Annotated in this window: 13 protein-coding genes, 1 pseudogene and 1 riboswitch; of the genes and pseudogenes, 7 read left to right on the plus strand and 7 right to left on the minus strand. The window is 72.6% G+C overall.

The annotated features are described in order from the left end of the window. Nucleotides 1-508: 508 nt before the first annotated feature. On the minus strand, nt 509-1,057 hold the full coding sequence (locus AB0N14_RS30745; protein WP_366028966.1) for a MarR family transcriptional regulator: 549 nt from the start codon (nt 1,055-1,057) through the stop codon (nt 509-511). A gap of 160 nt (nt 1,058-1,217) precedes the next feature. On the opposite strand from AB0N14_RS30745, the gene AB0N14_RS30750 reads away from it, so the two are divergent. Beyond that, entirely contained in the window at nt 1,218-2,492 is a 1,275-nt protein-coding gene (locus AB0N14_RS30750) for an MFS transporter (RefSeq protein WP_366029008.1), read from the plus strand. Nucleotides 2,493-2,510: 18 nt separating this feature from the next. On the opposite strand, the gene AB0N14_RS30755 is transcribed toward AB0N14_RS30750, so the two are convergent. Together AB0N14_RS30755 and AB0N14_RS30760 are read right to left on the minus strand one after the other, a co-directional pair. After that, on the minus strand, nt 2,511-4,160 hold the full coding sequence (locus AB0N14_RS30755) for a SpoIIE family protein phosphatase (protein WP_366028967.1): 1,650 nt from the start codon (nt 4,158-4,160) through the stop codon (nt 2,511-2,513). Nucleotides 4,161-4,367: 207 nt separating this feature from the next. Further along, on the minus strand, nt 4,368-5,717 hold the full coding sequence (locus tag AB0N14_RS30760) for an NAD(P)/FAD-dependent oxidoreductase (RefSeq protein WP_366029009.1): 1,350 nt from the start codon (nt 5,715-5,717) through the stop codon (nt 4,368-4,370). A 431-nt stretch (nt 5,718-6,148) separates the two neighbouring features. Between AB0N14_RS30760 and AB0N14_RS30765 the strand changes: the two genes are divergently transcribed. After that, the gene (locus AB0N14_RS30765) at nt 6,149-6,916 is read left to right on the plus strand and encodes a helix-turn-helix domain-containing protein (RefSeq protein WP_366028968.1); all 768 of its coding nucleotides are present in this window, start codon (nt 6,149-6,151) and stop codon (nt 6,914-6,916) included. A 156-nt stretch (nt 6,917-7,072) separates the two neighbouring features. Here the strand turns inward: AB0N14_RS30765 and AB0N14_RS30770 are convergent. After that, nucleotides 7,073-10,467 (minus strand): annotated as a pseudogene (locus AB0N14_RS30770) (BTAD domain-containing putative transcriptional regulator). Nucleotides 10,468-10,990: 523 nt separating this feature from the next. Here AB0N14_RS30770 and AB0N14_RS30775 point away from each other — a divergent pair. Continuing rightward, complete coding sequence (locus tag AB0N14_RS30775; RefSeq protein WP_366028969.1) at nt 10,991-11,701, plus strand: hypothetical protein; 711 nt, start codon at nt 10,991-10,993, stop codon at nt 11,699-11,701. Nucleotides 11,702-11,944: 243 nt separating this feature from the next. Here the strand turns inward: AB0N14_RS30775 and AB0N14_RS30780 are convergent, their stop codons facing one another. Further along, entirely contained in the window at nt 11,945-14,029 is a 2,085-nt protein-coding gene (locus AB0N14_RS30780) for an asparagine synthase-related protein (RefSeq protein ID WP_366028970.1), read from the minus strand. A gap of 682 nt (nt 14,030-14,711) precedes the next feature. Between AB0N14_RS30780 and AB0N14_RS30785 the strand changes: the two genes are divergently transcribed. From AB0N14_RS30785 to AB0N14_RS30800, 4 genes are all read left to right on the plus strand, one after another. Continuing rightward, entirely contained in the window at nt 14,712-16,136 is a 1,425-nt protein-coding gene (locus AB0N14_RS30785; RefSeq protein ID WP_366028971.1) for an MFS transporter, read from the plus strand. 73 nt (nt 16,137-16,209) lie between these two features. Beyond that, nucleotides 16,210-17,427 carry an L-2-hydroxyglutarate oxidase gene (gene lhgO / locus AB0N14_RS30790; RefSeq protein WP_366029010.1) on the plus strand — a complete coding sequence of 406 codons (1,218 nt, stop codon included), beginning with the start codon at nt 16,210-16,212 and terminating at the stop codon, nt 17,425-17,427. A 125-nt stretch (nt 17,428-17,552) separates the two neighbouring features. Continuing rightward, entirely contained in the window at nt 17,553-18,410 is an 858-nt protein-coding gene (trmB, locus tag AB0N14_RS30795) for a tRNA (guanosine(46)-N7)-methyltransferase TrmB (RefSeq protein WP_366028972.1), read from the plus strand. Nucleotides 18,411-18,473: 63 nt separating this feature from the next. Then, the gene (locus AB0N14_RS30800) at nt 18,474-19,862 is read left to right on the plus strand and encodes a PrsW family intramembrane metalloprotease (RefSeq protein WP_366028973.1); all 1,389 of its coding nucleotides are present in this window, start codon (nt 18,474-18,476) and stop codon (nt 19,860-19,862) included. 45 nt (nt 19,863-19,907) lie between these two features. On the opposite strand, the gene AB0N14_RS30805 is transcribed toward AB0N14_RS30800, so the two are convergent. Together AB0N14_RS30805 and AB0N14_RS30810 are read right to left on the minus strand one after the other, a co-directional pair. Then, nucleotides 19,908-20,852: an aldo/keto reductase gene (locus AB0N14_RS30805; protein WP_366028974.1), complete on the minus strand. Its 945-nt coding sequence runs from the start codon at nt 20,850-20,852 to the stop codon at nt 19,908-19,910. 87 nt (nt 20,853-20,939) lie between these two features. Beyond that, complete coding sequence (locus AB0N14_RS30810; protein ID WP_366028976.1) at nt 20,940-21,962, minus strand: M23 family metallopeptidase; 1,023 nt, start codon at nt 21,960-21,962, stop codon at nt 20,940-20,942. Between the two features lie 11 nt (nt 21,963-21,973). Next, nucleotides 21,974-22,130, minus strand: a riboswitch (cyclic di-AMP (ydaO/yuaA leader). Between the last annotated feature and the right edge of the window lie 173 nt (nt 22,131-22,303).

The raw sequence follows: 22,303 nt of genomic DNA on the forward strand, positions 1-22,303 counted from the left end.
CACGCTGTTGAGTTCTCAAGGAACGGACGCTTCCTTCGTACTCACCGGAGAGACTCACTCTCTCGGCTTTCCTCCGGGCGCTTCCCTTCGGTGTTTCCGACTCTATCAGATCTTTCCGATCCGATTTCGTCGGTGCTTTCCGGCCTTTCGGCCTTCCGGCTTTGTTGACTCTATCAGATCCCTCAGTTCCCTTCGGGGTCCGACGCCCAGTCAACCGGGCTTGTCCTCACGGCCCTTGGGCCGTTCCGACATCTCCGACTCTAGCGGATCTCTCCGGCGATTCCCAATCGAGCGGATCGGGGTCGCCGTACCCAATCAAATCTAATTTCGGGCACGCCGAAATTGACCCGGTTGGGAGATCGTGCTGAGTGGTTTGTTGCCGCTGATGCGGCGGGAGGTGCTGTCGCAGAGCCGTTACGGCCCCGTGGCAACCCGAAGAACCTTACGGAACGGGGGGCGGACTGTCAAGCCTCCCCAACCTGGCACCGCGTCAAACCTGCGGGCGGCGTCAGTCCAGGTCGCTGAGGCGGCCGCCGGCGTCCGGTTGCGCGTCTTCCACGCGGCGCAGCAGCCGCGTCAGCACGTCGCCCAGAACCGTGCGTTCCTCGGGCGAGAGGTCCTGGAGGAGGTCTTCCTCGAACCCGGAGCCAAGGCGCATCGCCTCCAGCCACTTCTCGCGGCCCTCATCGGTCAGCTCGACGATGACGCGGACGCGGTTGGCCTCGTCGCGCTCCCGGGTGACCAGCCCCTCGCCGACCATGCGGTCGATGCGGTGGGTCATCGCGGCCGGCGTCAGACCGAGCCGCTTGGCGAGGTCGCTCGGGCCCATGCGGTAGGGGGCGCCGGAGAGGACGAGGGCCTTGAGGACCTCCCAGTCGGTGCTGCTGATACCGAGCGTGGCGGTCTGGCGGCCGTAGGCGACGTTCATGCGGCGGTTGAGCCGGGACAGTGCCGAGACGATCTTCTCCACCTGCGGGTCCAGGTCCTGGAACTCGCGCTGGTAGGCGGCGATCTGTTCGTCGAGGGTCGGCTCGCTCGCGCCGGGGGTGTCACCCATGGCCGCAGTATGACACGCGACCGCTTGGCGTTGAACTCCTTCAAGGTGTACTTTTCAGCTTCGAAGTTTAGCTTCGAAGTATTCAGGGTTAACCGCTTAGAGGTAAGACCTCCGGCTCTCGGCGGCCTGCTTCTCAAGGAAGGTGAAAGTGACCAGGGTGATGGGCGCAGCGATGCGCCGGATCCACGTGGGTAACGCACTCAGCGCGTTCGGCCTCGGCTTCACCGTCCCCTATCTGTACGTCTATGTGGCGCAGGTGCGGGATCTCGGTGCTGTGACGGCGGGTCTCGTACTCGCCGTCTTCGCTGTGGCCGCGCTGGTCGTGCTGCCGTTCGCCGGGCGGGCCATCGTCCGGCGCGGCACGCTTCCGGTGCTGCTCGCCGCCCTCGTCATGGCCGCGGTGGGCTCGCTGAGCCTGGGCGTCGCGGCCGGCGCGGTGAGCGTGCTGCTGTCGGCGGCTCTCCTCGGGGCCGGGCAGGCGGTGATGCAGCCGGCGCTGGCCACGATGATCGTGGACTGCTCGGTGGCGGAGACGCGGTCGCGGGCCTTCGCGGTGCAGTTCTTCCTGCAGAACCTGGGGCTCGGGGTCGGTGGGCTGATCGGCGGACACCTCGTCGATGTGTCGCGGGCGGCGTCCTTCACGCTGTTGTTCGCGATCGAGGCGGCGATGTTCCTGCTGCTGGTCGCGGTCATGGCGACGGTACGGATGCCGCGGGCGCCGAGGATCGAGGAGACGGCGCCGCGGGGCGGCGGGGCGAGCTGGAGGCAGTTGCTGGGGAACCGGGCCATGGTGCAGCTCTGCGTGCTGGGCTTCGTGTTGTTCTTCGCGTGCTACGGACAGTTCGAGTCGGGGCTGAGCGCGTACGGCGTGGAGGCGGCCGGGATCTCGATGTCCACGCTTGGTACGGCACTGGCGGCGAACACGGCGACGATCGTGGTGGCGCAGTTCGCGGTGCTGAAGTTCGTGGAGCGGCGCAGGCGGTCGCGGGTGATCGCGGCCGTGGGGCTGATCTGGGCCGTGGCGTGGGCTGTCGCGGGATACGCGGGGCTGGGTCACGGCAGCCGGGAGATGGCGACGGCCGCGTTCGTCTCGACGTACGCGCTGTTCGGACTGGGTGAGGCGATGCTGTCGCCGACGGTCGCGCCGCTGGTGGCGGACTTGGCGCCGACGGGGATGGCGGGGCAGTACAACTCGATGTTCGCCCTGGTGAAGCAGTTGGCTCTGGCGGTGGGGCCAGCGGTGGGTGGTCCCCTCGCGGCGGCCCTGCCGGGGTCCTACATCGCGACGTTCCTGCTGTGCTCGCTGGGCATCACGGTGCTGGCGGTGCGGCTCGGGCGGCTGCTGACGCCGACGCAGAACCGGCCGTCGCTGGGCAGGAGCCGAGTGGTCGCACAGGGGGGTGCGTCGGCGGAGCCGGCGTCGGCGCGCACCTGAGCGCCCCGCCCTGGGAGCTCAGCCGTCGGCCTTCGGCAGTGCGAACTCGCACCACACCGCCTTCCCACCCCCGGGCGTCCTCCGTGACCCCCAGCTCGACGCGATCGTCGCCACGATCGCGATGCCCCGGCCCGCCTCGTCCGCGGGTTCCGCGCGGCGGCGCCTCGGGAGGTGGTCGTCGCCGTCCGTGACCTCGATGATCAGGCGGCGGTCCGTGCGGCGCAGGCGCAGCCGCATGGGCGGTGTGCCGTGCTGCAGCGAGTTCGCGACCAGTTCGCTCGCCGCCAGGACCCCGTGGTCGTGCAGGTCGGCCGGGAACCGCCAGCTCGTCAGCACACCGGAGGCGAACGCACGCGCGCGTGGCGCCGCCTCCACCCCGCCCAGCAACTCCAGTGCGGCGTTGCGGAACAGCTCGCCGTCCGGTCCCGTCCGCGCCGGGTGCTGGAGGACCAGGACCGCCACGTCGTCGTCGTGGCCCGCCGTGACACCCGCCGAACGGAGCAGACGGTCGCAGATCACCTGGGGTGTGCCCGTGGCGCCGGCGAGCGCGCCCGCAAGAGCCGCGATGCCTTCGTCGAGGTCGGCGTCCCGGCGTTCGACCAGGCCGTCGGTGTAGAGGACGGCGGTGGATCCCGGTGCCAGCGGTACCGAGCCGGAGGCGTGCATCCAGCCGCCCGTGCCGAGGGGCGGGCCGGTGGGTTCGTCTGCGCGCAGGACGTTGCCGCTCTCGTCGCGGACCAGGATCGGGAGATGGCCGGCCGAGGCGTACACCAGCCGGCCCTCGTTCGGGTCGTGGACGGCGTAGACGCAGGTCGCGATCTGGTTGGGGTCGATCTCCGTGGCGAGGCCGTCGAGGAGCTGGAGGACCTCGTGCGGGGGCAGGTCCAGGCGGGCGTAGGCGCGCACCGCCGTGCGCAGCTGGCCCATCACCGCCGCCGCGCGGACGCCCCTGCCCATGACGTCGCCGATCACCAGCGCGGTGCGGCCGCCGCCGAGCGTGATCACGTCGTACCAGTCGCCGCCGACCGCGGCCTCGGTGCCGCCGGGCTGGTAAGTGGCGGCGATGCGCAGGTCGTCGGGTTGTTCGAGTTCCTGGGGCAGCAGGGAGCGCTGGAGGGTCACCGCGGTCCGGCGCTGCTCGCGCTCGCTGGCGCGCAGCCGTTCGGCGGCGTCGGCGTGGTCGGTGACGTCGGCCGCGAAGACCAGCACCCCCCTGGCCTTGTCGTCGGGTGCGTCCACCGGTGTGCAGGTGAAAGTGTACGAACGGCCGCCGGGCGCCTTGCGGGACTTGACCGTGCGCGGCTTGGAGCTGCGCAGCACCTGGTCGAGGAGCGGGAGGAGGCCCAGTGCCTCCAGCTCGGGCAGTGCCTCGCGCGCGGGTTCGCCGACCGGGCAGGCGCCGAAGGCCGCCATGTAGGCGTCGTTCACGTAGGCGACGCGGTGGTCGGGGCCGTGCACCAGGGCGACGAGGGCCGGGATGCGGTCGAGGACCTCCCGCGCCGGCAGTGCGTCGAGGGCGGGCACGCTCGGCGTGTCGTCGGTGAGCCGCTCGGCGCGGGCCACGGGCACGGAGCCGTCCCGCCGGTCCGGTGAGACCGCGTGGTCGGTCCGCGCTGCGGCGCGGCGCTGCGTTCCGGGGAGCCGGGCGCTCCAGCGCGTGAAGTTCACCGATTCCTTGCCTCGTCGTTGTCGTCTCCGGCCGGCTCCGGATCCGGGCGGGGGTCCGGGGGCCAGTCCCCGGGGGTACGGCGCTGTGGGGAAAGCCTGGTGGGTGCGTCAGGGCGAGGGTCGGCCCGCCCAGGTCGTGGACCAGTCTGGCCCACCGGACCGACATCCGTCAGACGTCGGTGTTTCCGGCGGAGTTCCTGGGTCCGCTCAGTTCGACCCCTTCGGGTCTGAAGAATGCTTTCCACCGGCGGCCAGTTCGAACTCCGCACGGGGATGTTCGAGTGAACCGAGCGACACGATCTCCCTCTTGAAGAGGCCTGCCAGCGTCCATTCGGCCAGCACGCGCGCCTTGCGGTTGAAGGTGGGCACCCTGCTGAGGTGGTACGTGCGGTGCATGAACCACGCGGGCCAGCCCTTGAGCTTGCGGCCGTAGACGTGTGCGACCCCCTTGTGCAGCCCCAGGGACGCCACCGAACCGACGTACTTGTGCGCGTACGTCTCCAGGGGCTCGTCGCGCAGCGCGTGCACGATGTTGTCGCCGAGCACCTTGGCCTGGCGCAGCGCGTGCTGGGCATTGGGGGCCGTCTCCCTGCCGGGCTCCTCGGCGGTGACGTCGGGGACGGCGGCCGCGTCTCCCGCGCCCCACGCGTGCGTGACGCCGTCCACGGTCAGCTGCGGGGTGCACTTCAGGCGCCCGCGCTCGTTCAGCGGCAGGTCGGTCGCGGCGAGGATCGGGTGCGGTTTCACACCGGCGGTCCACACGACCGTACGGGTCGGGAAGCGGGAGCCGTCGGAGAGGACGGCGACCCGGTCGGCGCAGGACTCCAGGCGGGTCTCGAGGCGTACGTCGATGTTGCGGCGGCGCAGCTCGGTGACGGTGTAGCGGCCCATCTCCTCGCCGACCTCGGGGAGGATGCGGTCGGAGGCCTCCACGAGGATCCACCGCATGTCCTCGGGCTTGACGTTGTGATAGTAGCGGGCGGCGTATCGGGCCATGTCCTCCAGCTCGCCGAGCGCCTCCACGCCGGCGAAGCCGCCGCCCACGAAGACGAAGGTGAGGGCCGCGTCGCGGATCGCGGGGTCGCGGGTGGAGGAGGCGATGTCCATCTGTTCGATGACATGGTTGCGCAGGCCGATGGCCTCCTCGACGGTCTTGAAGCCGATGCCGTGGTCGGCGAGACCGGGGATGGGGAGGGTGCGCGAGATGGAGCCGGGTGCGAGGACGAGTTCGTCGTAGGCGATCTGTTCCGGCTGCCCGGTCTCCTCGCTGGAGAGCGTGGAGATGGTGGCGACCCGCTTGGCGTGGTCGATGGCCGTGGCCTCGCCGATGAGGACGTGGCAGTCCGGGAGGACGCGGCGCAGCGGGACGACCACGTGGCGCGGCGAGATGGCGCCGGCGGCCGCCTCCGGCAGGAACGGCTGATAGGTCATGTAGGGGTCGGGCGAGACCACCACGATCTCCGCCTCGCCGCGGCGGAGTTCCGCCTTCAGCTTCCGTTGCAGGCGCAGCGCCGTGTACAGGCCGACGTAGCCGCCGCCGACGATGAGGATGCGCACACACTTCGGGTGTTCGGGGGGTGTCGCCCGGTGGAATGCAGCCGTCACCTTCCCATGAGGCACCCGGCGCCCGAATTTGTCCACAGGCCCGGCAAATTGTGTGACGGGACGGACGCGTGGGGCAGGGTTGGCCGAATCACCGGCGCGCGAGGAAGCGTCGCAGGTCAGCGGAGGTGTGAGCGGTTACTAGCGGGGGTGCAAAGAGGGCGAATCCGGCCGGTACTCCGATCGGGGGGCGACCCGCCCGGAACGCGCCCCTTCTGAATTGACTCCCGCTCAACTATGTTCGTCACTTGACGGGGTGTAGGGGGATGCGCTCGGGGGTCCGCGACGGGCGGGCCCGGTCACGTACGACGCCTGTTTCCGTACGCTCCGGTTTTCAACAGCGGGGAGAGTCTCCGGGGGGAGACGTCAGGACCGGGGGAACACTTATGCACATTCAGGACTCTCATTGGTCGTCCGCGTCCGCCGTAGCGGCGGCGGGCACGGTGAGCGCGGCGGCGGAGAACGGACGCGGAGAGGGTGCGCGGACGACGCCGCTGCGTGTGGACGCACAGCGCAATCTGGAGCACGTACTGCGCGCGGCACGCGAGGTCTTCGGCGAGTTGGGGTACGGCGCGCCGATGGAGGACGTGGCGCGACGCGCGCGGGTCGGCGTCGGCACCGTGTACCGGCGCTTCCCGAGCAAGGACGTCCTGGTGCGGCGGATAGCCGAGGAGGAGACCTCCCGGCTCACCGAGCAGGCCAGGGCGGCGCTCGGTCAGGAGGACGAACCGTGGTCGGCGCTCTCGCGCTTCCTGCGCACATCGGTGGCGTCGGGCGCGGGACGGCTGCTGCCCCCGCACGTGCTGCGGGTGGGGGTCGCCGAGGAGGGCACGGAGGGGTCCGACGCGGGGTCGGTGGAGGGGGCCCGGGTGCCGCAGCAGCGGTCCGAGTCGTCCACCGGGCTGCGGCTCGTGGAGCAGCGGTCCGCGCCGGAGCCGGACGACGCCGGAGCGGCGACGCTGCTGGAGGTCGTCGGGCAGCTCGTGGAGCGGGCACGTGCGGCGGGTGAACTGCGGCCGGACGTCACCGTGTCGGACGTGCTGCTGGTGATCGCCACGGCGGCGCCCTCGCTGCCGGACGCCACCCAGCAGGCGGCGGCCTCGGCGCGGCTGCTGGACATCCTCCTGGGGGGCCTGCGGTCCCGTCCGGCGTGAGCCGGGCCGGCCGCCGCGCGCCGCCCAGGGAGGACCGCCGCGAGCGCCGGGCGGGGCCCCAGCGCCCCGGCGGCGCTCGCGCACCGGGCGGAGGCACGGTTCACCTGCCGGCAGGAACCCCTGCCTTCCCGACTTACGGGGGGGTGGTCCGCCGGCTCACTGGGCGGGGTGGGCCGCGGACGCCTCCGCCAGCTCTCCCAGCACGTCGTCCGGGGTGAACTCGGTGCCCCTCGCCCGCTCCACGTCGAACCGGGCCCGCCCGAGCGCCTTCAGCGCGGCCGCCTCGGTCCGCTCCGCCTCGACGCGATCCGGCTCGGGGCGTACGGCGTTCGGCAGGCGCCACCGGTCGGCCGCCGCGAGCAGCCGGACCGCGCGGGCATGCTCGCCCAGGGCGGCCAGGGCGTTCGCCGCGATGACCACGAGCCCCGCCGTCACCGACTCCGCGCACCTGCTCTCCACCGCATGGCGCAGCGCATCGGCGAGCTTCGGCAGTCCGTGGCACGGCCCGGACCCGGCGATGGTGACGAGCGCGTCGATGCCGTTCAGCGCGGCGACGAACTGCGGCGGCGGCGTGCTCCGGACGTTCTCCACCCGCGCGTTCTCGCACAAGGCGCGCGCCCGGAGGGTTTCCCCGTCGTCCAGCGCCATCCGCGCGCGCAGCAGGCTCACATACCCGCGGGCGTCGTGCACCCCGTACCGGTCGGCGGTGTCGCTCGCCTCGTCCAGCGCCGCCTGCGCGTCCGCCCGCTTTCCCTCCCGATAGGCGATCTCGCCGAGCCGGGCGAGCAGGAACGGGGACTCCGCGTACGCCCCCACCTCGTGGGCGAGCCGCAGTGCCTCCTCGTACTCGCCCTTCGCCTCCTCGAAGGAGCCGCGCCCCATCGCCGCCTCCCCGACCGCGCTGGACACCTGGGCGCGCATCCAGCGGTCGCCGACGCGACGGCTGAGAGTGCGCAGTTCGGCCAGGTCGCCGTCCACGTCGTGCAGACCCCCCGGGGAGTCGACGAGCATGTGCGCGCGAAACATGAGGGCCACGCCGATCTCCCAGTCACCTCCGTAGCGGCGGCAGTTGGCGAGGATGGCGTCCATGGCGTGCCGGACGTCGTACGGCTCGCCCAGGTGGAACACGGTCAGCGCCCAGAGCATGCCGGGAAACCGGGCCGCGTCCGCGCCGCCCCGCTCGAAGGCCGCCCGGACCCGGGCGGTGTACCGCCGGGTCCGTTCGTCCCGCATCGACTCCGACGGCCGTGATTCCGCGACGAGGAACAGGTGCAGCATCCGCAGATTCATCCGCAGGGACCGCAGGGGGTGCCACTCCTCGGCGGCGGGGCGGGCGAGGAAGGCGTCGACGTGGTCGATCGCGGCGAGCTCCGCCTCGAGGACGTCGGTGGAGGGACGCCTGGTCGCCGCTGCCGCCGACGCCGACGCCGGCCACGGCCGGGAGCCGGCCGTGGCGCCGGCATCCAGAGCCGCTCCCAGGCGCAGCACCCGCTCCGTCCATTCCGTGCCCTCCCGGCGGAAGTTGCGCAGCCACCAGAACCAGCCCGTGGCCAGCGCGAGGGCGCCGGCCTCCTCCTCGTCACCGGCGGCGATGGCGCGGTACAGCGCGGCCCGGATGTTGTCGAGTTCCGTCTCCAGGCGGCTGATCCACGGCAGCTGCCCCGCGGAGCGCAGCTTCGGTTCGGCCTCCTCGACGAGCGCCCGCACCCATGCCCGGTGCCGGCGCTCGGCGGCGGTGCGCAGCTCGGGGGCCTCGGCGGCGCGCTCGGTGGCGTACTCGTGGATCGTCTCGAGCATGCGGTAGCGCATGCCCGTACCGCCGTCCCCGTCGCCCGGGGTCGCGACGACCAGGGACTTGTCGACGAGCGCCCCGATCAGGTCGGCCACGGGGCCGGTGCACACGGCCTCGGCGGCGGCGAGGTCCCAGCCGCCGGAGAAGACGCAGACCTCGCGCAGCACCGTGCGCTCCCGCTCGTCGAGCAGGTCCCAGGACCAGTCGACGACCGCGCGCAGGGTCTGCTGGCGGGGCAGCACCGTGCGGCTTCCGGAGGTGAGGAGGCGGAAGCGGTCGTCGAGGCGATCGGCGATCTGACGGGGAGTCAGCAGCCGTAGGCGGGCGGCGGCCGGCTCGATGGCCAGGGGCAGGCCGTCGAGACGGCGGCAGATCTCGTCGACGGCCTCCGGGTCGTGGACGGCGTGCGGGTCGGGGCGCACGGCCGCCGCGCGCTCGATGAAGAGGCGGTGCGCGGGATCGGGCGGCAGGGGCTCCACGGGGCGGACCGACTCGCCCGGTACGCCCAGGGGTTCACGGCTGGTGGCGAGGATCGTGAGGCCCGGGCAGTGCGTGAGCAGCGCCTCGGCCAGCTCGGCCGCCGCGTCGATCACATGTTCGCAATTGTCGAGGATCAGGAGTTCGCTGCGCGGGGCGCAGTGCTCGATCAGCAGAGCGACCGGATCGTCCTGCGGCATCGCCAGCTCGTTGGTGATCAGCACCGTCTCGCGCAGTCCGAGGGCGCTGACCACCGCGGCGGGGACCGCCTCCGGCCGATCCAGCGGGGCCAGCTCGGCCGGCCACGCCTGCGGCAGCCCGGCGGCGGCTTCCTCGGCGAGACGGGTCTTCCCGGAGCCGCCCGGTCCGGTGAGGGTGACCAGGCGGGCCCTGTGCACGTCCGAACGGATCGCCTCGAGTTCGAGTTCCCGGCCGACGAAGGAGTTCAGGCGGGGGCGGAGGTTGCCGGTGCGGGGGGCCGCCGGCGGCTTGAGCGGGGCGGGGGGCTGCGGGGAGCTTGGCCCGGAGGTCTGGGGGGTGGCGGCACGGAGGTCCGAGCGGATGTCTGCGGGGACAGCAGCTCGACGTGCAGGGACTGGAGTTCCGGGCCGGGGTCGGTGCCCAGGCCGTCCGCCAGGGCCCGGCGGACGCGTTCGTAGGCCGCGAGGGCGTCGGCGCCGCGGCCCGTGGCGCGCAGCGCGCGGATGAGGAGGGCGTGGAGGGGTTCGTCGTACAGGTGCGCCGTCGTCAGTTCCGTCAGTTCCGGTACGACGCCGGGGGCGCGGCCCAGGCGCAGGTCGGCCTCGATGCGGGCGCGGGTCGCCGTCAGGCGCAGGGCCTCGGGGCGGGCGGCGGCGGTGCGGTCGGGGAGGTCGGCGAGGGCGGGGCCGTGCCACAGGGCGAGGGCCGTGCGCAGATCGCGGGCGGCGGTGTGCGGGTCGCCATCGGTGAGGGCAGTGGTGCCGCGCTGGACGAGGTCCTCGAAGACGAAGAGGTCGACGGAGTCGCGGCCGGCGTCGAGGCGGTAGCCACCCGGGGCGGAGGCGACGGCGGTCCGGCCGAGGGTGCGGCGCAGGCGGGCGACGAGGGCCTGGAGCGCGGCTGGGGCGTCGAGCGGGGGGTCGTCCGGCCAGATCTCGTCGATGAGGGTCTGGGGGGTGGTGGTGCGGCCCGGGCGGAGGGCCAGGGCGGTGAGGAGGGCGCGGAGACGGGGGCCGCCCAGGGGGACGGGGGTTCCTTGGTCGTCCTCTGCTTGGGCCGTGCCCAGGATTTTGTACCGCACCGGGTCATTGTTGCGGGGGGGTGGCGGTGGGGGCACGGGGTTTAGGGTGCCGTGGGGTTAGGTGCCCGGGCGTTGCCTGTGCCCGGGGGTGCGGTTGCCGGGGGGTGCCTGTGCCCGGGGTGCGGTTGCCCGGGGGCAGGTTGCGCAGCCCGGCGCTTACGGGGTGCCTCCCCCCAAGCTCTTCGAGCAGGGGGGACCCCCAGCGCCCACCCGTGCCGCCCCTGGGGGTCCCCCAGGCCGTCAAGGCACTGGGGGAGGCACGACTGCCAGCAGCTACGGTGGCCACGGCTGCCCGCAGCTACGGTGACCGTGGCTGGGGTACGCAGGAGCGCCCCTCGGGCTCCGCAGGCTACCGACGAAATGCAGCTCGTGAGGTGACGGAACGCTGGTCGTGGGGCGACCGCGCTCTACCCGTCGCGGCCCCGCTGCCCCCTGGAAGCCGCACGCCCCGACCACCACAGGAAGCCGTTGAGGCAGGGGCGGCCGAGCACGACGTCTGTGGGCCGTCGGGTACCGTTCTGGCGTGTCCATGCCTCCTGCGCCGCAGATGCCGCACCAGACGCCCCTCTCCCCCTGGGGCACCCCGCCCCCTGCCCCGCCGGAGAAGAGCCGGGTCGGCCTCATGGCCGCGATCATCGGCGGGGTCTTCCTCCTGATCGTCGGGCTCCTGGCGACGCTGGTGCTGGCGGGGAAGAAGCTCGAGAGCAGCTATCCACGGGCCGAGTCCTCCCTGACCGTGCCCCGGGCGCTGCTCGACGGCCGCTTCAAGCTGACCAGGGACGAATCCCCAACTCAGGGCCGGACGCTGCAGAGGAGCTGGAGGCACAGCTGGGACGCCGAGGCCGTCCACGGCGTCGTCGCCGTGTACCACCCGGACAGCGGCGAACGGGGCGAACTCGTCCTGACCGGCATGTACGGCCGGTTCAAGAACACCAATGAGGTGCGCTCCCGCGTGCTGGCAGACAACGGCTCCAAGAACACCCGGGTGAAGACGCTCGTGCCGCCGGAAGATGTCACCCCGTCCGGTTCCCGCATCCAAATCAGCTGCGAGGTGGTGACCCGGACCTGGGTCGATGGATCGTCGCTCACCTACCCCGTCTGCGCCTGGGCGGACGGCAACACCTGGGCCCGGGTGGCGGACATGACCTTCCTTACCTCGCTGAACGTCGACCTGAAGGCCGCCGCCAGGACCACCCTCCGGATCCGCTCCGAGATAGTGAAGCCGATCAGGTGACCGTCCCCCCGCGTGGGGCGAGTCGCAGTCACCGGGCAAGGCCACACTCCTTTGCGGGATCCCCATTCCACACAGGCCTCATTCGAGCAGGTCGGCGAATTCCGTCGGTTGGCCTCCGCAGGGCCGACGCCCGCAGCTACGGCGGCGACGGCAGGTACGACTGCCCGCACCTGCGTGGCCGCGACTGCCCGCAGCAACAGCGCCGCGGCGTATGCCGTCGTCTGCCCGCAGGCGCGCCGTGCCCTACGCCCCCGCCCCCAGCGCCCTCCCCCGGGGGGAGATCCCCGCCGGTACCGCGCGTGCCCTTGCCGGGGTTCCCGTCCAGCAGGTGCCTCGGCGGGACAGGAGGCGGCGGAGCCAGAGTTCCAGGGAGACCAGGTCTGCCAGGCCGTCCAGGGGGAGGGAGGCGCCGTCGGCCGCCGCGCGTACCGCCTTGCGGACCACTCTGGCCTCCACCAGGCCCGCTTCCGCCAGCAGAGGGGCGGCGAAGAGGTCGACGAGGGAGTTCGCGGCGAGCCTGAGGCCCGCGCGGGTCGCGGCTGCCGAGGAGCCGTGGGAGGGGGCGCCCCAGCCGGGCGGCAGGCCGCCGACGCCCGCGCCCTCCAGGACCGTGCGCAGGATCGCCGCCCGTGCCCCCGGCTGCACCCGCAGGGTCTCGGGAAGCGCGCGGCAGGCGCGGACGACCTGGTTGTCCAGGAAGGGGGCGTGCAGCCGCTGGGAGCGGATCTCGGCGGCCTGCTCCAGGACGCGGAGGTCGGTGGCGTGCCTCGCCAGTGCGGCACGCGCGCGGTGGTCGCCGGGGCGCTGCCCCGGGCCCACGTCCGGCCGGCCCGCGGCCCCCTGGAGGCGAACCGATACTTCAGCCAGCGCCTCACCGGTCAGCCAGCGTGCCGCCGGCCCGGGTCTCGCCCAGGTGAGCGCGGCGAGCGACGCGCCCACGGCACCTCCGGGCTCCTCGAACCGCCGCCGCATCAGCCGGTCGGCGAGTGCGTCGACGCCGGACCGGTACGGCGTGCGGGACAGCTTGCGGGCCGCGCTGTACACGCGCGCGGGGACCATCACCGAGCCGTCCGCCTTCGCGAGCGCGGCCATGGGTCGCACCAGGTGGCGGCGCTTGCGGTCCATCAGCAGGTCGGCGAGTCGGGCCGGGTGCGCGTCGAGGACCTGCCGGGCGCCGTAGCCGGTGAAGTGGTCCGCGCTGCCCGACGCGAGACGGGCGCGGTGCCGGGCCGCCGTCACCAGGGAGGGGCCCGGCTCATCCGTCAGTGGGCCCTCCAGGTCGGCGTAAGGGAGCACTTCCTCGCCGCCGGTGACCACCACGTGGTGCAGCCGGGGGTTGGCCGCGAGCGTGCCGGCCCGCTCCAGTTCGGCCTCGCGGCCCTTGACGGCGAGGTCGTTGAAGGTGACGGCGAGCAGGCGTTCGCCGGCGCCGGTGCCGTGCCCGAGGATCGTGCCGGGCATGCCCGGCAGTCCGGCCGCGAGGAGGGCCAGGGTGCCGGAGGCCGGGCCGCCGGACAGGTCGGCGCCGATGCCGGGGACGGGCATTCCGCGCGCGGCACGGCGTTCCGCGGGTCCCATGCCGGGCACCGGCCCGGGGTCGAGGTCGACGCTCGGGACGTGCCGGGGCGCCGACAGACGCGCCCGTACGGCGTCGATCAGGGCGTCGCGCACCGCGTCCACCGCGTCGGCCGGGTCCGCCGGGGGCGCCGCGACCGCGAGCGAGGCGACCGGCTCGTACCCGGCGATCTCCCGGGCCCCCGCGCGCAGGATCAGCGCGTGCCCCGGCGGGATGCGTCGTACGCCGTCGTACGGGGTGGAGCCGTGCAGGGCTGCCGGTACGTCGGGGGCGGCGAGCAGAGCCGCGAGGTGCCCGAAGTCCAGGTTGGCCTCGATGAGGTCGGCGAGCGGGAGCGCGGCGGTCGCGTAGGCCGTGCCGCCGGCCCAGGGGGTGTAGAACACCGGCCGGGCGCCCGCGAGGTCGCCGCACACGGTGATCCTGCGGCCGACCTGGACGACGGCGGTGTAGCTGCCGGACCAGGCGGTCAGATGGCGCAGCGCCCCGCCCCGGGCGGCGAACAGTGCGACGCGCAGCTGCTCGTCGGATGCGCCGCAGGTGCCCAGGACCGCGATGCGGGTCCGCGGGTCGGCCTTCACGACGCGCACCTCGTCGGGACGCCAGTCGCCGACCGCCCACAGCGGATCGGGGTCGCCCCACAGGAGTTGGGAGCCGACCGGGTGCACGGTCTCGCCGTCGTAACCGGTGGCGCCGGCCGAGCCGGGCTCGACGGCTCCCGCGGCGGTGCTGCTCCATCCCACCAACCACCGCATCGTCGCCTCCACAGGCTGTGGACAACCAGTGCACCGTAGGAACGGCTCCATGCTGCCACGAAGAATGCGCCCCGGAGGGTGCAAGCCACAGCTCGTGCGCCCCGCGATGCGCCCGTGGAGAGCGGCCCTCGAGCCGGGGAACTCCCGCGCGACCCAAGGCCGTCGGAGAGACGGCGAAGGAAACAGCGACGTGAATGCGCCCCCGTAATGCTCCCCGAAAACGCCGTTCGCGCCGTCAAGAGTCGTGGTCGGGGCCTTGATGGCTGTCGAAATCCACCATCGCTTTTCGGCCAAATCGGCTGCGGGCGGCCAGGCTTGGGCACGCTCCGTACAGACCCTGGGCAACGCACGGTCCGGGAGACGGAGTTCGTCTCCCGGACCGGTCCGCCGCCCGCGGGGATGGAGGCGGCGGTGTCCCCCAGCCCACTGGATCCAGTACAGCGGGCCGACCCACGCACGGCCCATGGAACCGCCCCCGCGGTGGCCGGAGAAGAGCGCACGGACGGGCGCACGGCCACACAGCGGGAGCACGTGGCGACACTCCGTACATAAGTACGGACCACAATCCCGCCAACCGGATTTACGCCCCTTAACGCATGGGATGCGGCGAACTACGCTGGGTTTACGAATGCCGCGCGGTTATGCCATCGCCGCGGCAGCCGTCTGTGTCGAGGGGTGGCGCATGTCCAGGGAGCAACGCGGGCCGAACGAAAAACTCGGCGCCGTTCTCGCCCTCGCGGGAATCAGCAACGCAGGACTCGCCCGGCGCGTCAACGATCTTGGCGCCCAGCGCGGGTTGACACTTCGCTACGACAAGACGTCGGTGGCGCGCTGGGTGTCGAAGGGCATGGTGCCGCAGGGTGCCGCGCCGCACCTGATCGCCGCGGCCATCGGCCAGAAGCTCGGCCGCCCCGTACCGCTCCACGAGATCGGTCTGGCGGACGCGGATCCCGCACCGGAAGTGGGCCTCGCCTTCCCCCGGGACGTAGGACAGGCGGTGAGGTCGGCGACGGAGCTCTACCGCCTCGACCTCGCCGGGCGCCGGGCCGGCAGCGGCGGCATCTGGCAGTCGCTGGCCGGATCGTTCGCAGTGAGCGCTTACGCGACCCCTGCCTCCCGCTGGCTGATAACACCGGCCGACAGCTCGGTGGCCCGCGACCCCGTCCCGGGCGAGGGGTCCAGGGCGCCGATCAAGGTCGGCCACAGCGATGTCCAGAAGCTCCGCGAGGCCGCGGAGGACGCGAGGCGCTGGGACTCCAAGTACGGGGGCGGCGACTGGCGGTCGTCGATGGTGCCGGAGTGCCTGAGGGTGGAGGCTGCGCCGCTGCTGCTCGGGTCGTACTCCGACGAGGTCGGCAGGGCGCTGTTCGGCGCGTCCGCAGAACTCACCCGGTTGGCGGGCTGGATGGCCTTCGACACCGGTCAGCAGGAGGCCGCCCAGCGCTACTACATCCAGGCGCTGCGCCTCGCGCGCGCGGCGGCCGACGTGCCCCTCGGGGGCTACGTCCTGGCCTCCATGTCGCTGCAGGCGACCTACCGCGGCTTCGGCGACGAGGGCGTCGACCTCGCCCAGGCCGCCCTGGAGCGCAACCGCGGCCTGGCCACCGCCCGCACCATGAGCTTCTTCCGCCTGGTCGAGGCACGCGCGCATGCGCGCGCGGGTGACGCCCAGGCGGCCGGCGCGGCCCTGAAGGCCGCCGAGGGCTGGCTGGAGCGGGCCCGCGACGGCGACAACGACCCGTCCTGGCTCGGCTTCTACTCCTACGACCGCTTCGCCGCCGACGCCGCCGAGTGCTACCGCGACCTCAAGGCCCCGCGCCAGGTCCGCCGCTTCACCGAACAGGCGCTGTCGCGGCCCGGCGAGGAGTACGTGCGCTCGCACGGCCTGCGCCTGGTGGTGTCGGCGGTCGCCGAGCTGGAGTCGGGCAACCTGGACGCGGCCTGCGAGCAGGGCGTGCGGGCGGTGGAGATCGCCGGGCGCATATCGTCGGCGCGCACCACCGAGTACGTACGGGACCTGCTGCACCGGCTGGAACCGTACGGCGACGAACCGCGCGTGGCGGAGCTGCGGGAGCGGGCGCGGCCGCTGTTGACGGCTCCGGTCTGACGGCGCGGCCGCAGGGCGCTCCCCCGGGTTTGAAGGCATTGTCAGTGGCGCAGTGCACTATCGAAACCGGGAGGTGGAGCAGGTGCGGGAGATCGCCTACGACTGCGACGTGCTGGTGATCGGTGGCGGAATCGTCGGCCTGTCGACGGCGTATGCGATCACGCGTGCCGCGCCGGGCACGCGGGTGATCGTCCTGGAGAAGGAGGCCGGCCCGGCCCGCCACCAGACGGGGCGCAACAGCGGGGTCATCCACAGCGGGATCTACTACCGACCCGGGTCCCTGAAGGCGCAGTACGCGGTCGGGGGTGCCGCCGAGATGGTCAAGTTCTGCGCGGAGTACGGCATCGCGCACGCCGTCACCGGCAAGCTGATCGTCGCGACGGAGCGGGAGGAGCTGCCGCGCCTGCACGCGCTGGTGCAGCGCGGCCGGGAGAACGGCATTCCGGTACGGGAGCTGGGCGCCCCCCAGATAGCGGAGTACGAGCCGGAGGTGCGGGGGCTCGCGGCCATCCATGTGGGCACCACCGGGATCTGCGACTTCGTGGCGGTCGCCCGGCAGCTCGGGGAGGCCTCGGGCGCGGAGATCCGGTACGGGGCGGAGGTGGTCCGGATCGACCGGCGCGCCTCGCTGGGGGTCGCCGTACGCACGGGTGACGGGACGGTGCTCCGCGCGCGTGTGCTGGTGAACTGCGCCGGGTTGCACTGCGACGAGGTGGCCCGGCTGACCGGGGACGACCCCCGGGTGCGGATCGTGCCGTTCCGGGGCGAGTACTACACGCTGCGCCGGCCCGACCTGGTGCGGGGGCTGGTGTATCCGGTGCCGGATCCGGCGTTCCCGTTCCTCGGCGTGCATCTGACCCGCGGGATCGACGGAGAGGTGCACATCGGGCCGAACGCGGTGCCGGCGCTGGCCCGCGAGGGGTACGGCTGGGGGGTCGTACGGCCTCGGGAGCTGGGCGCGACGGTGGCATGGCCCGGGTCGTGGCGGATTGCGCGGCGGCACTGGCGGTACGGGGCGGGGGAACTGCGGCGGTCGGTGTCGAAGGGGGCGTTCACCGAGGCCGTGCGGAGATTGCTGCCCGCGGTCCGGGAGGACGACCTCGTGCGGGCCCCTGCCGGGGTGCGGGCGCAGGCGGTGCTGCGGGACGGGACGCTGGTGGACGACTTCCTGATCCGGGAGGGGGCGCGGGCGGTGCACGTACTGAACGCGCCGTCCCCTGCGGCCACCGCTTCGCTGGCTATCGGGCGGGAGGTGGCGCGGCGGGCGTTGGTGGTGCTGGGCGGGGCTTGAGCGTGGCCGGGGGTGCAGCTGGGCGGGGGTAGGTCGCGCATCCCGGCGCTACGGGGTGCCTCCGGCCACGCAGGGTCGGCGGCACGACTGCCCGCAGCTCGGTAGGCCCTAAAATTGGTCCCACTGTGTCTGACTCCCTCAACTTCGCTCCCGAAGATTCCCAGGTCACCTCCGGTGGCGGCTCCGGTCGTGGTGTCGGCGCGCCCCTTCGGCACACCCGGGCCAAGGGGGAGCCCCGGTTTCCCGACGGGCCCAAGGCCGACCCCGCCGGGTCGCACTTCGAGCGGCGGATCCGTAGCTTCCAGCCGCGGCGGAGCCGGGTGACGGCCGGGCAGGCGGACGCGCTGCAGCGGCTGTGGCCCAAGTGGGGGCTGGACATCGACGGACATCGGGTCATCGACCTCGCCGAGCTGTTCGGCAACAGCCGCCCCGTCGTGCTGGAGATCGGGTTCGGCATGGGCGAGGCCACCGCGGAGATGGCCACCGCCGACCCGGACACCAACGTCCTCGCCGTCGACGTGCACACCCCCGGCCAGGGCAACCTGCTTGCCCTCGCCGACCGGGCAGGACTGACCAACATCCGCGTCGGCAACGGCGACGCGATCATCCTGCTCCGCGAGATGCTCGCCTTCGACTCCCTCGACGGGCTGCGCGTCTACTTCCCCGACCCCTGGCCCAAGAAGCGCCACCACAAGCGGCGGCTCATCCAGCCCGACTTCCTCACGCTCGCCGCGAGCCGTCTCAAGCCGGGCGCGCTGGTGCACTGCGCCACGGACTGGGAGCCGTACGCCGAGCAGATGCTGGAGGTGTTCACCGCGCACCCGGGGTTCGAGAACACCCAGCCCGGCGGCGGGTACGCGCCACGCCCCGACTTCCGGCCGCTGACCCGTTTCGAGGGGCAGGGTCTGGACAAGGGTCATGTCGTGAACGACCTGCTCTTCCGGCGCGTACAGCACCGCGAGCAGCCCACCGCCGAAGACTGAGCGTCCGCGCGTGAAGTTGGACACCGTCGCGGGCGGCGCCCCCGTCTCGTTAGGGTCGATGCCGTGGCCACCTTTCCCCCGTACCCGACTCACCCGGGCGGCAACGCCGCCGCCGGCTCGTTCGGGCATCCGCACTGGTGGCAGAGGCGGTGGGTGCGGTACGGGGCGCTGATCACGCTCCTCGCGCTCTCCGGGCTCGTCATCCTGGCCCTCGTACGGCAGCAGACCGGGACCGAGGGCTTCCTGGTCGGGCTGGGTCTCGCGGTGCTGCCCGTGCCGCTGCTCATCGCGGCCTTCCGCTGGCTGGACCGGGTGGCGCCGGGACCCTGGCGGAACCTGATCTTCGCCTTCGCCTGGGGCGCGTGCGCCGCCGCGCTCATCGCGATCGTCGCCAACAGTTTCGCCGCCCGGTGGATAGCGACCGCGACCGCCGATCCGCACAGCGCCGACACGCTCGGCGCGACCGTGATAGCGCCGATCGTCGAGGAGTCCGCGAAGGCCGCGGCCGTGCTGCTGGTCTTCCTCTTCCGCAGACGGGACTTCACCGGGATCATCGACGGAGTGGTGATAGCCGGCGTCACCGCCACCGGCTTCGCCTTCACCGAGAACATCCTCTACCTGGGCACGGCCTTCGGCACCGACCAGATGAGCGGGGGAAGCGGGCTGGCGTCCGTCACGGCCGCGACCTTCTTCGTCCGCGTGGTGATGTCACCCTTCGCGCACCCGCTGTTCACCGTGCTCACCGGCATCGGCTTCGGCATCGCCGCGCTGTCCGCGGAGCGCCAGCACGTCCGGCGGGTGCTGACGCCGCTCTGCGGGCTGCTGCTCGCGATGGGCATGCACTCCATGTGGAACGGGTCGTCCACGTTCGGCCAGTACGGGTTCTTCGCGGTGTACGCGTCGTTCATGGTGCCCGCGTTCGGGCTGCTGACCTGGCTGGTCATCTGGACGCGTCAGCGGGAGCTGCGGACGGTGCGGGAGGAGCTGCCCACGTACGTGGCCGCCGGGTGGATGGGGCCGGTGGAGCCGTTCGTGCTCGGTTCGATGCGGGCGCGGCGGCTGGCCCGTGAGTACGCGAGGCAGCACTTCGGGAAGGACGCGGCGCGGTCGGTCGCGCGGTACGAGGCGTACGCGACGTCGCTGGCGTTCCTGCGCCACCGGGGGCGCCGGGGGCGGGCGGGCGCCGATTTCGTCGTACGGGAACGGGAGTTGCTGACCGAGCTGTGGGCGCGCCGGGAGGTGGCGCGGCCGGCGCTGGCGTATGCGGCACGGGCGACGGCACCGGCGGCTCCGCCGCTGTGGCCGGGGTACGGGCACGTGGCGTTCCAGAGGGCGCCGCAGTACGGCCCTGCCATGCCGCGGTACGGCCCGGTGGCGCCGCAGTACGGCCCTGCGATGCCGCAGTACGGTCCGGCGGTGCCGTATCCGGAGTACAACCCCTATCGCGCCTAGGAGTTGACGCGCGCTCGGCACCGCCGGACTCCGCCGTCTGCCGGGCTACGCCGACGCCTCCGTCAGCTTGGCCACGTCCTCGTCCGTCAGCGTCAGGTCCGCGACGGCCAGCAGCGCAGGCAGCTGCTCCACCGTCCGCGCCGAGGCGATCGGTGCCGCGACCGTCGGCTGGGCCGCCAGCCAGGCGAGCGCCACCGTCGGGATCTCGGCGCCCCGGGCCTCGGCGACCTCGTCCAGGGCCGTCAGGACCCGCTGCCCGCGCTCGGTCGCCAGGTGCTTGGCCGCGCCCTCCGCGCGTGCCGACTCCACCGTCGTACCCGGCCGGTACTTGCCGGTCAGGAAGCCCGACGCCAGCGCGAAGTAGGGAATCGCCGCGAGCCCCGCCCGGGAGGCGAGGTCCTGCAGCGCACCCTCGTAGGTGTCGCGCGAGACCAGGTTGTAGTGCGGCTGCAGCGCCACGTACCGCGCCAGGTTCTCGCGGTCCGAGAAGTCCAGGGACTCCTGGAGGCGCTCGGCGGAGATGTTGGAGGCGGCGATGGCGCGCACCTTGCCCGCCTTCACCAGCTCGTCGAGCGCGCCGATGATCTCCTCGACCGGCACCTCAGGCTTGTCGAAGTGGGTGTAGTAGAGATCGATGTAGTCGGTGTCCAGACGGCGCAGGGACGCGTCGGCCGCGGCCTTGATGTTGGCGGCGGTCAGGCCCTGGTAGTCGGGGTGCTGGCTGACCTTGGTCGCGATGACCACGTCGGAGCGGTTGCCGCGCGCCTTCACCCACTTGCCGATGATGGTCTCGGACTCGCCGCCCTTGTTGCCCGGCACCCAGGCCGAGTACGAGTCGGCCGTGTCGATGAAGTTCCCGCCCGCCTCCGTGTATGCGTCGAGGACGGCGAAGGACTGCGTCTCGTCGGCGGTCCAGCCGAAGACGTTGCCGCCGAGGGACAGCGGGAAGACCTCGAGATCGGAAGAACCCAGTTTGCGAAGAGAAGTCATGTTCTGTGTCAACGCCCGGACCGGGCGGCGTCTTCCGGAAAGCCCGCAAAGATCTTGCAAACGATCGCGCTCTTTGCGGGGGTGGGGTCAGGGGTTGAGGCCCTTGCCGCGCAGCCAGGCCAGCGGGTCGATCGCGGCGCCGCCGTTCGGGTGGACCTCCAGGTGCAGGTGTGGCCCGGTGACGTTGCCGGTCGCGCCCACGCGGCCGATGACGTCGCCCGTGCCGACCTTCTGCCCGACCGTGACGCTGATCGACGACTGGTGGCAGAACCACAGCTCGGTGCCGTCGTCGAGGGTGAGGATCGTGCGGTAGCCGTACGAGCCGGCCCAGCCCGCCTCCGTGATCGTGCCGCTGTGGACGGCCTTGATGAGCGTGCCGGTGGGCGCGGCGAAGTCCAGGCCGGTGTGGAAGCCGGAGGACCACATGGCACCGGCGTCGCCGAAGTGGGAGGTGAGGGTGTAGGAGGAGGTCGGCAGCGTGAACTGCCGGGCGAGTGCGGCGAGCCGCGCGGCCTCCTGCGCCTTCTTCTTCTCGGCGGCGGCCTTGGCCTGCGCGTCGTCCTGTGCCTTGGCCGCCGCGGCGGCGGCCTTCTTCACGGCGGCGTCCTCGGCGGCCTGCGCCGCCTCCTGCGCGATCCGGTCCTGCTGGGACTCGGCCTGCTGCATGATCCGGGCGCGCAGCGCCTCGCCCGCGCCCTTCGAACCGGCGGCGTCGGTGGCATCACCGGCGTCGGTCCGGCCGACGCTGCTGAGAGCGGTGGCCGAGCTCTCGGGGGCGCCGGAGTCGTCGCCGATGAGCGCCTTGGCGGATTCCGTGACCGAGGAGAGGTCCGGCAGGGATATGGACACCGGCGGCTTGCCGGACTGGGCGGTGGCCATGCCGCCCGCGCCGACGGCGGCCATCACACCGACGCCGAGGACGGTGGAGCTGCGGGCGAGCCCGCCCCCGCGCTGCTTGGCGACGCGGTGCCGGCCGCGGACGGGGCGGACGGAGTCCTCGGTGGGGTTCCACTCCTCCCAGGGGCCCTCGTCGATACCGGGTGCGACGTCGAGCGTCTGAGTACCGTTCGGGGCGAACGAGGTGCTCTGGGCAGGCCGGTTGAACGCCACGTGGGCGCACTCCTTTCCTTCCGTCTCGCCTACCGGGTTAGCTGACGGGTTCGGAGCAGGAAGGTCTCCTACGCGCGTATACCGGCCGTGCGGCACGGCGGTATCCGCGTGATTCACCCCAAGGTGGTGGTTCCCCGGCTCCCTTGCGGGATTCGGCAGGCGCGCACGGAGCCGCCTTCGGTGACGGCTGGGACGACCGCGCTGCGTTATCGAACGTTAATAGACCCGCGGCCTGTATTCCAAGCCGTTCAGGCAGATCCGTTCATTGCCGCTGGCCAGGACTTTCATGGCCTGAACGGAGGAAATCGGGCGAGTCGCCCCCGCCTCATCGACCTCATGGG

It is taken from the genome of Streptomyces sp. NPDC051104, assembly GCF_040682835.1.
In the GTDB taxonomy this organism is placed as follows: domain Bacteria; phylum Actinomycetota; class Actinomycetes; order Streptomycetales; family Streptomycetaceae; genus Streptomyces; species Streptomyces cynarae.

Excerpts from the sequence above, each read along its gene's own strand:
- AB0N14_RS30805 (WP_366028974.1), bottom strand. The coding sequence starts at position 20,852 with ATGACTTCTCTTCGCAAACTGGGTTCTTCCGATCTCGAGGTCTTCCCG.
- AB0N14_RS30780 (WP_366028970.1), bottom strand. The coding sequence starts at position 14,029 with ATGCGGTGGTTGGTGGGATGGAGCAGCACCGCCGCGGGAGCCGTCGAG.
- AB0N14_RS30765 (WP_366028968.1), top strand. The coding sequence starts at position 6,149 with ATGCACATTCAGGACTCTCATTGGTCGTCCGCGTCCGCCGTAGCGGCG.
- AB0N14_RS30785 (WP_366028971.1), top strand. The coding sequence starts at position 14,712 with ATGTCCAGGGAGCAACGCGGGCCGAACGAAAAACTCGGCGCCGTTCTC.
- AB0N14_RS30745 (WP_366028966.1), bottom strand. The coding sequence starts at position 1,057 with ATGGGTGACACCCCCGGCGCGAGCGAGCCGACCCTCGACGAACAGATC.
- AB0N14_RS30750 (WP_366029008.1), top strand. The coding sequence starts at position 1,218 with ATGGGCGCAGCGATGCGCCGGATCCACGTGGGTAACGCACTCAGCGCG.